Annotated in this window: 10 protein-coding genes; 8 read left to right on the forward strand and 2 right to left on the reverse strand. The window is 47.6% G+C overall.

Annotated elements, in window-relative coordinates; all coding sequences use genetic code 11:
• Window positions 1-16: 16 nt before the first annotated feature.
• Entirely contained in the window at window positions 17-3,151 is a 3,135-nt protein-coding gene (locus BLU12_RS10210) for an FAD-dependent oxidoreductase (protein ID WP_091461387.1), read from the forward strand.
• Complete coding sequence (locus BLU12_RS06120) at window positions 3,121-4,866, forward strand: 2Fe-2S iron-sulfur cluster-binding protein (RefSeq protein WP_234945506.1); 1,746 nt, start codon at window positions 3,121-3,123, stop codon at window positions 4,864-4,866. Before BLU12_RS10210 ends, BLU12_RS06120 begins: the two co-directional genes overlap by 31 nt.
• 113 nt (window positions 4,867-4,979) lie before the next feature.
• Here BLU12_RS06120 and BLU12_RS10010 read toward each other — a convergent pair whose 3' ends face one another.
• Complete coding sequence (locus tag BLU12_RS10010) at window positions 4,980-5,138, reverse strand: hypothetical protein (protein ID WP_200778725.1); 159 nt, start codon at window positions 5,136-5,138, stop codon at window positions 4,980-4,982.
• Window positions 5,139-5,446: 308 nt separating this feature from the next.
• Here BLU12_RS10010 and BLU12_RS06125 point away from each other — a divergent pair, with 308 nt between their 5' ends.
• The 6 genes from BLU12_RS06125 to BLU12_RS06150 all read left to right on the forward strand — a co-directional run bounded on the left by BLU12_RS06125 (window position 5,447) and on the right by BLU12_RS06150 (window position 11,272).
• Window positions 5,447-5,638 carry a hypothetical protein gene (locus BLU12_RS06125; protein WP_091461388.1) on the forward strand — a complete coding sequence of 64 codons (192 nt, stop codon included), beginning with the start codon at window positions 5,447-5,449 and terminating at the stop codon, window positions 5,636-5,638.
• Window positions 5,639-5,684: 46 nt separating this feature from the next.
• Window positions 5,685-7,598 (forward strand): DNA topoisomerase (ATP-hydrolyzing) subunit B, encoded by a 1,914-nt coding sequence (gyrB, locus tag BLU12_RS06130; protein ID WP_200778726.1) that lies wholly within the window; start codon window positions 5,685-5,687, stop codon window positions 7,596-7,598.
• Window positions 7,599-7,879: 281 nt separating this feature from the next.
• Complete coding sequence (locus tag BLU12_RS06135; RefSeq protein ID WP_091461390.1) at window positions 7,880-9,082, forward strand: M20 family metallopeptidase; 1,203 nt, start codon at window positions 7,880-7,882, stop codon at window positions 9,080-9,082.
• A 24-nt stretch (window positions 9,083-9,106) separates the two neighbouring features.
• Window positions 9,107-10,069: a threonine ammonia-lyase gene (locus tag BLU12_RS06140; protein WP_091461392.1), complete on the forward strand. Its 963-nt coding sequence runs from the start codon at window positions 9,107-9,109 to the stop codon at window positions 10,067-10,069.
• A 2-nt stretch (window positions 10,070-10,071) separates the two neighbouring features.
• A complete protein-coding gene (locus tag BLU12_RS06145; protein WP_234945507.1) occupies window positions 10,072-10,521 on the forward strand; it encodes a DUF523 domain-containing protein in 450 nt (149 codons plus the stop codon).
• A 130-nt stretch (window positions 10,522-10,651) separates the two neighbouring features.
• Window positions 10,652-11,272, forward strand: a complete 621-nt coding sequence (locus BLU12_RS06150; RefSeq protein ID WP_091461396.1) for a nitroreductase family protein — start codon at window positions 10,652-10,654, stop codon at window positions 11,270-11,272.
• A 58-nt stretch (window positions 11,273-11,330) separates the two neighbouring features.
• On the opposite strand, the gene BLU12_RS06155 is transcribed toward BLU12_RS06150, so the two are convergent.
• A complete protein-coding gene (locus BLU12_RS06155) occupies window positions 11,331-12,215 on the reverse strand; it encodes a VIT1/CCC1 transporter family protein (RefSeq protein ID WP_234945508.1) in 885 nt (294 codons plus the stop codon).
• Between the last annotated feature and the right edge of the window lie 83 nt (window positions 12,216-12,298).

The raw sequence follows: 12,298 nt of genomic DNA on the forward strand, positions 1-12,298 counted from the left end.
TATTGGAGAGATTGTCATGTCAGTTAATTATCGTGCAAATATTTTGTGTTGCAGAGGTACGAGTTGTACGGCGGGCGGATCCCGTGAGATATTGGAATCCTTTAGAGAACAAATAAAGTTGCATGACCTAGAAGATGAGGTCTCCCTTTCCTTTTCCGGTTGTCACGGGTTGTGCTCCATAGGTCCTATCGTGGTGATATATCCGGAGGATATATTTTATTGTCAAGTAGAGCCAGAAGATGTGCCTGAAATAGTGGAGAAAACCCTTATTCGGGGCAAATTGGTGGATCGACTTTTGTTTAAAGATCCTATAACGTATGAAGCTATCCCTCACTATCATCAGATTCCCTTTTACATGAATCAGACGAGAATTTTGTTGAGAAATTGTGGCCTCATAAATCCGGAACGCATCGAGGAATACATAGCAAGAGAAGGTTACCAGGGTTTGGCCAAGGCGCTTTATAAAATGTCTCCGCAACATGTCATAGAAGAAGTAAAAAGCTCAAATTTGAGAGGGCGAGGAGGCGGCGGTTTCCCAACGGGGGTTAAATGGGATTTAACAAGAAAAAACCCCGCGGAACCTAAATACGTGATTTGCAACGCCGACGAAGGGGATCCGGGAGCCTTCATGGATCGAAGCTTGATCGAGGGAGATCCTCATGCTTTGATCGAAGGGATGCTCATCGCAGGCTATGCTATAGGAGCGCAAAAAGGATTCATTTACTGTAGGGCCGAATACCCTTTGGCCATACAGAGGCTGAAAATAGCCATTGACCAGGCTAAGGAATATGGTTTGTTGGGAGAAGGCATTTTAGGTTCCAACTTTAATTTCGACATAGAAATAAAGGAAGGCGCCGGAGCCTTCGTCTGTGGCGAAGAGACGGCCTTGATTGCCTCTATAGAGGGCCGAAGGGGAGAGCCCAGGCCGCGGCCACCCTTTCCCGCAGAAAGGGGTCTCTGGGACAAGCCGACGAATATAAACAACGTAAAAAGCTACGCCTTCGTCCCCCAAATCATTTTAAACGGTCATGAGTGGTTTTCCTCCATCGGCACGGAAAAAAGCAAGGGGACGGCAGTGTTTGCCCTGACCGGCAAGGTAAAAAACACCGGATTGCTTGAAATTCCAATGGGAACGACTATAGGGGAAATCATTTTCGATGTGGGAGAAGGTGTGGCCAAGGACAGGCAGTTCAAGGCAGTGCAAACGGGAGGCCCTTTGGGAGGATGTCTTCCCTCTGACGCTTTAAACCTCCCCGTCGATTTCGATTCCCTCACGGCTTCCGGCGCCCTGATGGGTTCCGGCGGAATGATCGTCGTGGATGAGACTACCTGCATGGTGGAGCTCGCTAGGTTCTTCCTGCAGTTTGCCGTGGCTGAATCCTGCGGGCAATGCACCCCCTGTCGGGTTGGCGGAAACAAGATGCTCGAGATACTCACGCGGATAACAAAAGGACAGGGCAAGATGGAAGATTTGGATATGCTGGAAGAGATAGCGAAGTTCATGAAAAAAGCTTCTCTCTGTGCTCTCGGACAAGGTGCTCCAAATCCGGTGTTGTCGACGCTCCGTTATTTTAGAGATGAATACGAAAGGCATATATTGGACTTAAGATGTCCTGCTGGGGCGTGTACGACTCTTGCGCCCTCCCCCTGTCAAAGTGCCTGCCCTGCAGAGGTAAAAATTCCCATCTATGTTTCTTTAATATCGGAAGGAAGGTATGACGAAGCGCTGGATATACACAGGGCATCCAATCCCTTCCCTTCCGTTTGTGGGCGGGTTTGTCCCTCTTTCTGCGAAGATAAATGTAGGAGAGGAGAGGTCGATGAACCCGTTGCAATAAGAGATTTGAAGCGCTTCATGGCCGATCGCGAATCTGAAGAATGGTTCCCTAAAGCTTACGAACCAGATAAAGGAAAAAGCGTAGGTATAGTTGGGGGCGGACCGGGAGGCCTTACCGCAGCTTTAAGATTGGCTCAACTTGGATATGAAGTTTGCATTTATGAAGAAAGCTCGGAACTGGGCGGCATGATGAGGTGGGGCATTCCCGATTACAGGTTGCCCAAGGACGTGTTGAGAAAGGAAATAAATTCGATCTTGAACGTCGGGAAAATCGATGTCAAGTTAAATACTAAAGTAAGTCGCGATATCACAATTGAAGACCTGTTAAAAACTCATGATGCCCTTTTGCTGGCCATAGGGGCACAGGGCTCCAGGGATTTAGGAATTCCTGGCTATGAGCTTTCCGGCGTCGAAAGCGGCGTTTCCTTGCTGCGAAAGCTAAATATGGGCGATGACCTCTCCTTCGTCAAGGGTAAAAGGGTAGTAGTGGTAGGCGGAGGAAATGTCGCCATGGATGCCGCACGATCCCTTCTCAGGCTAGGGGCCAAGGAAGTTCACCTGGTCTATCGAAGGGAGCGCAAAGATATGCCTGCCCTTGTGGAAGAAGTCGAGGCTGCCGAGGAGGAGGGAATCCACTTCGACCTCAGCACACGCAGGTGGCGCAGACGGAGAATATCGGCAGAAGAGGAGAGGGTTATATTCCATTATTTAACATCTCCCGTAAAGGTGCTCGGAGAGAATGGAAGGGTTACAGGATTGCTTTGTCAAAAACTTAAACTTCACGACGAAAGTGGTAAAAGCCAGTTCGATTCCTCGGCCAGGAAGGTCTCCTTTCCGGTGAAAGGAAGCGAGTTTGTTCTTGACGCTGATGTAATCGTTGCCGCCATAGGGCAAAAGGTAGAGCAACCCTCATTGGAGGATTTGGGCATCAAACAACACAGGAATGGCACGATCTTGGTAGATGAGAGGAGCTTGATGACCAGTCGGGAGGGCGTATTTGCAGTTGGAGATGTAGTGTTGGGGCCAGCAAGCATAGTGGAAGCCGTCGGCCAGGGAAACAAAGCGGCACGGGCAATCGACAGGTTCCTAAGAGGGCTATCCCTTCCTGAACCGCCTTCATTTATCGAAAGACCGGAGCCGCAAAAGTATGAAATTTCCGAAGAAGATGCGGAGCGACCGAGGGCTAAGACGTCCATATTGTCGCCCGAAACGAGGGTTTACGATTTCAGGGAGGTCAACTTGGGTTTTCCCAACGAAGCTGTGGCCAGGTCGGAAGCGAGAAGATGCCTTCGATGCGACCTGGAAGAGCGCTAAAGGAAGTGTTGACGATGTCTGATATTACCTTGGAAATTAACGGCAGGAAAGTTCAGGGGAGCTCGGGAGATACGATACTAAAGGTATGCGAGAAAAATGCTATTGTCGTGCCTACACTGTGTCATTTCGAGGGCCTTGCCGATATCGGAGTTTGCCGCATGTGTCTGGTTGAGGTAAAGGGCGCAAGAGGTCTCGTTCCAGCCTGCACAACGCAAGCTACGGATGGCATGGCGATAGTTACCGAAAACGATGAAATCAGGGATCTCAGGCGTTCAAATCTCGAAATGCTCTTTTCCGAGCGAAACCATTTTTGCATGTTTTGCGAAAAGAGCGGAGATTGCGAACTTCAGAAATTGGCCTACGAGTACGGCTTGGACCACATCAGCTATGGTTTCTTTTGGCCCGAATTGCCCATGGATATCAGCAGAAAATATTTTTTATACGATCAAAACCGCTGTATTCTCTGCAGGAGATGTCTGAGGGCCTGCGAAGAGTTGGCCGGACATTCCGTTTTGACAGTTCGAGACAGGGGGCCCAAAAGTATGATATGTGCTGACGTCGACCTTCCCTTCATCGAATCTACCTGTGTCTCTTGCGGAACCTGTTTGCAAGTCTGCCCAACCGGGGCCTTGGCGGACAGGAAGAGCACATACATCGGAAGGCAAGAACATATGACTAAAACGAGAAGTGCCTGTGCCTTCTGTAGCGTTGGCTGTGAAGTAGAGATATCCTCGCGAGACGGCGAGCCATTGCGAATAGAAGGAATATTCGGCCAGGGGCCTACTTCCGGGATTTTGTGTTCAAAGGGAAGGTTTGAGCCCCTTTTCGAGGTAAATAAAAGGCTGGACAGACCGCTATTGAGGGAAGATGAGGGCAAAAGAAGCTTAAATCTAAATGAAGCCTTGTCTGTTTTAGCAAAAAAGATCAAAGAATGGGGAATTAATTCCTTTGCGGGATTGATATCCCCTCGAGCCACAAACGAAGCTGCGTTTCAATTCAAAATGCTGTTTGGCGATAACGTCTTTTTAATCGATTCCTTTTCTGTGCCCCTTGGCAATGCCTCTATTGAAGAAATCGACGATGCAGATTGTATAGTCGTTGTCGGTGCAAATCTGGACGAGGAATTTAAGGCCCTAAGTTCCTTCGTCAAGAGGGGCGCGAATCTAGGATCGACCGTCGTAGTCATGGGTTCTGCCGGGGCAAAGGTAGATATTCGTGCGACATATCGCTTTCATGATGAAGATATTGACTCTCTGAGCGAGGTCATGGGAAGGTTCTCTAATCCCCTTGTCGTCTATGGGCCGGGGACGAAAAGATCGGTTATGGAGTTTTTATGGGGGCTACGTCCCGGCGTCAGACAGCTTGGCCTGGCTCGAGGAAGCAACATTCGCGGTATTGAAAAGTTGAAGATCAAACCTTGGAAGAAAGACAAAGGGTTCAGAGGCTTATACGCTCTGCTGGGCGATTTCGAAGTTTCCGACGATTTGTTGGGACAACTGGGCAATGCCGAATTCCTTGCGGTACAGTCTTGCTACGAAAATGAAGCGGTAAATTACGCCGATTTGGCCTTGCCTTCCAGGCTTTGGTTCGAACGTTCGGGCACTTATATAAATACCGAAGGAAAAGTTAGACATCTCGAGGCCATACCTGAAATTGCGCTGTCCCTCCCTTCGGATGAGGAAATCTTAAAGGGTTTAATTAAACTGTTGAGTTAAACCGTAACATTAAATTAGTATATGTCCTTAAAATATAATATATGGGAATGTCTCAGACATTCCCATATATTTTTAGGATATATATTATTATTTTATTTAAAAGCTATTATCGCTTATGCCGTCAATGAAACCTGACTCATCTCAACGGGTTGCATATCTTTAATCCAATCGCCGTTCTCGTCTTTAAACCATGTGCCATAGCTTCCAAATATTTCGGTAAAAAGAGTATCTTGTAATATAAACCAGTTACCGCTTTTATCTTTCAACCACATATTTAAAACCTCCCAACCAGGAAAATTTTTTGGTGAAAATCAGCCCTTCCTTGTTGTGAGGCTTCGTCTTATTCGTCCTGGGCGTCGAAAGAAACCGTTCATATCTGTGATCCCCCTTTTTTCCTTGGAAGATTTATATCACATCCGAAGAACATTGTCAACTTAGGTTTACTAAAAATCTATAAATCTTATATAAGTTTATGCAATCGTTTGCATTTCGATCCCTTGCGCTTTATTAGCGGCCGAACGCTTTTTTTGCTATAATATATTTGGCTTAATAAAGTGGATACCCCGATGGAGGTCCTGTCTTGAAATTTTCGTCTAATAACGATGATTTTGCTTTTTTGGGTGACGTTGTGGCTTTGATCAATGCAGAGAAAGGTGCGTTGATCTACATGCGGAATGGGAAGATACTGGAGACAGATAAAAGCGTCAAGGCATTGAAGAGAAAATACGAGGAAATCTTGGATTATTATCAAAAAAATTGGCGGGATAGATAAAACCAAGACTATGGGATATGAAATGCAAAGGGGAAGTGGTGAGTCGATGAAGACAACAGTCGCTGATTTAAAGGAATATACTGCAAACGATATACAGATTTTGGAAGGCCTTGAGGCGGTCCGCCGCAGGCCGAGCATGTACATCGGCGATACGGGCATCAGAGGCTTGCATCATCTGGTCTACGAAGTGGTGGATAACGCCATAGATGAAGCAATGGCGGGATATTGCGATCAGGTGAGCGTGATCGTTTATCCCGATGGCAGCGTGTCCGTGGAGGATAACGGAAGGGGTATACCCGTAGATACCCATCCGAAGGTGAATAAGCCTGCGGCGGAAGTGGTGTTGACGATTCTCCACGCCGGGGGCAAATTCGACAACAAAGCCTACCAGGTATCGGGTGGGCTGCACGGTGTCGGCGTATCCGTCGTCAACGCCCTTTCGACATGGCTTGAGCTTATCATATGGCGTGACGGGATGGAGTGGCATCAACGCTATTCCAGGGGTGTTCCCCAGTGCGAATTGACCCCTGTGGGCAAGGCCGATCGGACTGGCACTAAAGTGCACTTCTTGCCCGACGATACTATCTTTGAAGAAAAGGATTTTTCCTTTGACGTTTTAAGCTCCAGGTTGCGGGAAATTGCCTTTTTGGTGCCTGGCTTGAAGATAGATCTGAAGGATTTGAGGAACAACAAATCTGTTGCCTTTAAATACGATGGCGGTGTGATTTCCTTTGTGGAGTATCTGAACAGAGACAAAAACCCTCTGTTCAAGGAACCAATTTACATAAAGGGAGATAAGGACGATGTCCTTGTGGAAGTTGCCCTCCAGTACAACGATTCCTTTCAGGAGAGGGTCTTTGCCTTCGCCAACCTAATCCATACAGTAGAAGGCGGCACACATGTGGTGGGTTTCAGGACGGCTTTGACCAGGGCTGTAAACGAAATGGCGAGGAGGCAGAAACTTTTAAAGGACAAGGATGCAAACTTGTCGGGCGATGATTTGAAAGAGGGGCTTACTGCGATAATATCGGTTAAGCTTAAGGAGCCCCAATTCGAAGGACAGACCAAGACGAAGCTTGGTAACAGCGATGTCAGGGGTATAGTGGATTCGATCGTTTACGATGGGCTGATGGCCTTTTTGGAGGAAAAGCCCGATTGTTTGAGGCCTATCGTTGAAAAGGCCATAAAGGCAAGGCAGGCGAGGGATGCAGCGAAAAAGGCGAGGGAGCTGGTCAGGCGAAAATCGGCCTTTGGAGGGCTGGACTTGCCGGGCAAGCTGGCCGACTGTTCCAGCAAAGATCCCGAAGAGTGCGAGCTTTACATAGTGGAGGGAGATTCGGCGGGAGGCAGCGCAAAACAGGGCAGGAACAGGACCTTTCAAGCGATACTACCCCTTCGCGGCAAGATACTCAACGTCGAAAAGGCGCGCCTCGACAAAGTTCTGTCAAATGCCGAAATCAGGACGATTATTCAAGCCCTAGGTTGCGGAATAGGGGAGGATTTCGACGTCAATAAACTTCGCTACCATAGGGTCATAATAATGACCGATGCCGACGTCGACGGCGCACATATCAGGACCCTTTTGCTCGCCTTCTTTTATCGTTTCATGCCGGGAATAATCGAGGGAGGGCACCTCTATATCGCTCAGCCCCCTCTTTATAGGGTACAGGCGGGCAAAAGCGAATATTACTGTTACTCCGATAAGGAGTTGCGCAATCTGGCGGACAAACTTGCTAACAAGAAGATATCGGTGCAGCGTTACAAGGGCCTTGGCGAGATGAACCCCGAACAGCTGTGGAAGACGACGATGGATCCCAACGAAAGAATACTGAAGCGCGTTGATGTAGAAGATGCCCTCGCTGCCGACGAGTATTTCACGATATTGATGGGAGACAAGGTGGAGCCCCGAAGGGAGTTTATAGAGAGCCACGCTAACGAAGTGAGAAATTTGGATGTATAATTTGCTATAATGACTAAAGTAATAGATTTTTCGATAAAGGGGCTACATTATATCAGATATATTTCACGAAAGAGTATACCTGCGTGTTAATGAAAGATTCTAAAGATGAGCACAGCTTTTGCAAGCTCGAGAGATTTGGGAGCGCGGGTTTGGTTCCCCTGGATTAACCTTGAATAAATAATTTTGGAAGTCTTTGCGGCTTAAAGATATAAAATAAAGGGAGGAGGATTTCCTCCCTTTATTTTATAGTTTTTATTATCTTCGCGAAGGAGGAAGGCCACATGGAAATTTCGTACGAAAGATTGGTTTCTAAGGCAGAAGATGCGGTCGATCGATATTCGGGCGAAGCTGTCGCTTTGAGCGATTATCTGGCAGAACATCCCGAGGTCTCGGAAAGGGAATTTCAGTCTAGCAAAAGACACGCGGAGCTGCTCCGCCGTCACGGTTTTGAGGTCGAATACCCCTTTTTAGACATTCCCACGGCATTTTGTGCAAAAAAATCCAACGGAGAGGGTGCGAAGGTGGCTTTATTGGTCGAATACGACGCCCTTCCCGAGATCGGCCATGCTTGCGGGCATTGTCTCCATGGTGCCATGTCTACCCTTGCCGGCATAGGGCTGGCTCCTCTCCTGGATGAGGGAGATATCAAAGGCACCTTATTTGTTATAGGGACTCCAGCAGAGGAGACGAACGGAGCGAAGGTCACTATGGCGGAAAAGGGCGTGTTCGATGATCTTGATCTTGCCGTCATGATTCACTCTTCCGGGAATAAAAGCTACGTCAGATACAGGAGCCTCGCCATGGATGCCATGGAATTTAGCTTCAAAGGAAAACCCGCCCATGCGGCAAGTTGCCCCTGGGAGGGCCGTAACGCCTTGAATGGCGTTCAGCTGTTTTTTCACGCCCTGGACATGTTGCGCCAGCACATTCGATCGGAAGCGAGGATGCACGGGATAATACATAGAGGTGGCGATGCGCCAAATATCGTTCCGGAAGCTGCTGCCTGCAGATTTTACTTCAGAGCGCCCACCAGGGCTTATCTGGATCATTTGGTAGAACGAATCAGGAAAATCTCCCTGGGCGCGGCCATGGCAACGGAGACGGAAGTAGAGATGAAGAACTTCGAATTTAGCTTCGACAATATGTTGAGCAACGAGGCGGCGGAAAGTAAGATGGAGGAAATAATGAAAGGCCTTGGCATAGAAATAAGCGAAGAGGAGGGTTATGAGGGTTCTTCCGACATGGGCAACGTGAGCCATCGCTGCCCCGCTTTGCAGCCAAAACTGGCTATAAGCGATGAACCTCTGGTGACCCACAGTCGAGAGTTCGCAGAAGCAGTGACGACTTCCAGGGCGCACGAGGCTTTGATCTTAGGCAGCAGGGCTTTGGTCAGGATGGCCCTGGCCATTTATTGCGACGGAGATCTTAGGAGGGCTGTCAGGGAGGATTTTGAAAGGGCCAAGCATGGGGAAGAACTTTTTTGATCAATGTTTAAGAGGTGATAATTGATGATTTCTTTGGAAGACGTAAAGAAGGCGAGAGAACGAATAAAGGATTGGATTCACGAGACGCCGCTTTTTTCTTCGGCTACCTTCAGCTTATGGTCCGGAAACGAGGTTTATCTAAAGGCGGAAAATTTACAGAAAAGCGGAGCCTTTAAATTCAGGGGAGCGATGAACTTCATGCTTTCTATGGATGAAGAGGAGAGAAAAAAGGGAGTGGTTACGGGATCCTCGGGAAATCACGGTCAGGCCCTTGCCTGCGCAGCCAAGATTTTGGGTGTAAAGGCGATAGTGGTAGTTCCTGAAGATGCTTCTTCCGCTAAAGTGGCTGCTATCGAAGGATACGGAGCACTTGTAGAAAGATGCGGACGTTCGTCGACGGAACGCATATCAAGAGCTATGGAGATAGCAGAACAAAGAGGGATGACCTTTGTACCCCCCTTTGACCATCCTTGGATCATGGCAGGTCAGGGAACGACTGGTCTCGAGATCCTGGACGAATTGCCCGACGTCGATGCCGTCCTTGTCCCATGTGGTGGTTGTGGTCTGATCTCAGGAGTGGCCACGGCCCTAAAGGAATCCTCTAAAAAGGTCAAAGTTTACGGTGTAGAACCTGAGAGGAGCAACAGCACCTATTTGTCCCTTAAGGCCGGTCACATAGTAGAACTTAAAAACATCGAGACGATTGCAGATGGCCTGAGGACTGCAAGCCCCGGGAAGATTACCTTTCCGATAGTTCAGAAATATGTAGATGATGTCCTTCTGGTGTCGGAGGAGGAAATTAAAAATACGGTTCTCTTGCTTCTGGAAAGGGCTAAATTGCTCGTGGAGCCGTCGGGAGCGGTACCCGTTGCCGCACTTTTATACGGGAAAGTTCCCTTTAAGTCCAAGAAAACAGTGGCCTTGATGTCGGGCGGAAACGTAGACCTCTTGACCCTTAGTAAGTGGATAGAAGAATCGAAGGCATAAAAGTGAAACTTTTGGTCAGCGCCTGTCTGGTAGGATGTCGCTGTAGATATGACGGCAAGTCCTATGAGGATGAAATTTTAAGGGCCTTAGTTGAAAAAGGCCTGGCGTTATCGGCTTGCCCGGAGGTGCTTGGAGGGTTTGCAATACCCAGGCCCAGGGCTGAAATAGTCGATGGGACGGGAGAGGACGTTTTGCTTCGACGTGCCAGAGTCATAAATGAAAACGGAGAGGATGTAACGCCACAATTTGTTAGAGGAGCTTTTAAGTTTTTGGATTTAGCGATAAAGAACAACATTAAATATGCTATCTTAAAGGATAAAAGTCCATCCTGTGGTGTATATAACATTTACGACGGATCCTTCACGGGTAAACTTAAGCAGGGCAGAGGTGTATCCTCTGCCCTGCTTCGTAAATGGGGAATAATTATATATTCCAGCGGTCAGATAAAATAAATGCCCATCGCAAAATACCTCCGTTATTTTCTGTCATGGTCTGCTCTATATTGCTATTTGACATGAATTTATTTAGAGTTTAAAATGAAATAAGATTAGGGTTACCTAATTATATGGAGGTGATTTATTTATGGACGTTATAGAGGCCATTCAAAAGAGGAGAGCCATTAACTTCTTCGATTCCGCTAAGGAAGTACCTGATGAAACGATACAGAAATTGCTCGAGCTCGGCAGCCTTGCCCCATCTTCTTTTAATTTGCAACCCTGGGAAGTCATTGTAGTTAAAAATCCCGAGAGGAAGAAAGCCTTAAGGCGCTGTGCCTCCGGCCAGCCTAAGGTGGAAGAAGCCTCGGCAGTTTTGATATTCATAGCCGATCCAGGTGCTGTGGAAAAGAACCTGGATAAAATACTGGACAAGAATGTCGAGCTTGGCTATATGAAACCGGAAGGACGCCAGGGAACGACAGAAATGGTCCATAACTTATACGGTCCAAAGGAAAGCGTCAAAAGGAAGATCTTCGCCGCCAAGAACACGGCCTTTTTCGCCATGACCGTCATGATTGCCGCACAGGGCCTGGGGCTTGAAACCCATCCCATGGATGGTTTCGATGAGGAGGCCATAAAGAAAGAGTTCGGCATATCGGAAGATAAGATCATACCCTGTATCGTTGCCCTTGGCTATATGAGAGAGGGGATAAATTTACTGCCCAGGTTCCGCTTCCCCGTAAAGGAGATAGCGAAGTTCCTTTAAATTCATCGTAAGATCAGGGGGGAAGAAAGAAAAACCTCTTCTCCCCTGATCTTTATCCTTAGAGGGAACCGCCCAATAGTTTATTGGCGATGGAACCTATGACGAAGGAGATGGCGGCGACGCCGAAACTCACCAAAGCCATTTCGGTGAACATTGGCTTAAAGCTGACGGACCTCACGACGGAAACGAAGAAGGTAAACAGAGCAATGATAATGAGGGCGTTGATCAAGCTCCATGCCAACGCTGCATATACCGAAGAGGATACGAAAAAGGGAAATATGAGCAAAGCGACTGTTATGATGTAAGCCACTCCTGTATATACAGAAGCCCGCAATGGGTGGGTATCTCTTTCCTCCGACTTTTGGGAGAGGTATTCCGAGGCTGCCATAGATAGCGATGCGGCGATGCCCGTAATCAGGCCGGCTAAACCGACTATTCTGCTGTTTGCCAAAGCAAAAGTCAGTCCGGCCAAAGTTCCGGTAAGCTCCACCAACGCGTCGTTTAGCCCTAATACTATTGAGCTGGTGTATTTTAGCCTCTCTTCGTCAATCAAGTCCAGCAGAGCTTGCTCATGTTTTTCCTCTTCCTTTAATACTTCTTCGGCGTCCGGAAGGAGCGTCAGAAACTTCTTGTATTTTTTCTGAGCCCTGTCTTCGTTTAGCTCCATGAGTTTTAAGGTGAAGGTAATTCCAAATAACATATTCAAAAATGAGTACAAGATAACGGCCACAGGATTTGGCCTTACTTTTGTGTTCGTATATCTTTCCCATATTGAAGCATGTCGAGCCTCGTCTTCAGATATTTGTTCTAAAATTTCCGCGTTCCTGCCGCGCTGTTTTTTAGCTAACCTCTTGTAGACGACATGTTCCGTCATTTCAGTCTTTTGCGATTTTAAAACTGCCTCTTTAGTTTTTGCGTCCAGTTTCGTTTCAATATCCTTCATCGTCATCACCTCATCCAGCGATGTTGTCGTATAATGCTAACCAAGGTATTAAACCATTCTAACATGATAAGGAGAAGGATGCA

The sequence above is a fragment of the Acetomicrobium thermoterrenum DSM 13490 genome (assembly GCF_900107215.1).
GTDB classification, from domain to species: Bacteria; Synergistota; Synergistia; order Synergistales; family Acetomicrobiaceae; genus Acetomicrobium; species Acetomicrobium thermoterrenum.

Bases quoted from the DNA above. Each gene is read 5' to 3' on its own strand.
- BLU12_RS10210 (WP_091461387.1), top strand. From the start codon at position 17: ATGTCAGTTAATTATCGTGCAAATATTTTGTGTTGCAGAGGTACGAGT.
- BLU12_RS06120 (WP_234945506.1), top strand. From the start codon at position 3,121: ATGCCTTCGATGCGACCTGGAAGAGCGCTAAAGGAAGTGTTGACGATG.
- BLU12_RS10010 (WP_200778725.1), bottom strand. From the start codon at position 5,138: ATGTGGTTGAAAGATAAAAGCGGTAACTGGTTTATATTACAAGATACT.
- gyrB (WP_200778726.1), top strand. From the start codon at position 5,685: ATGAAGACAACAGTCGCTGATTTAAAGGAATATACTGCAAACGATATA.
- BLU12_RS06135 (WP_091461390.1), top strand. From the start codon at position 7,880: ATGGAAATTTCGTACGAAAGATTGGTTTCTAAGGCAGAAGATGCGGTC.
- BLU12_RS06140 (WP_091461392.1), top strand. From the start codon at position 9,107: ATGATTTCTTTGGAAGACGTAAAGAAGGCGAGAGAACGAATAAAGGAT.
- BLU12_RS06150 (WP_091461396.1), top strand. From the start codon at position 10,652: ATGGACGTTATAGAGGCCATTCAAAAGAGGAGAGCCATTAACTTCTTC.
- BLU12_RS06155 (WP_234945508.1), bottom strand. From the start codon at position 12,215: ATGAAGGATATTGAAACGAAACTGGACGCAAAAACTAAAGAGGCAGTT.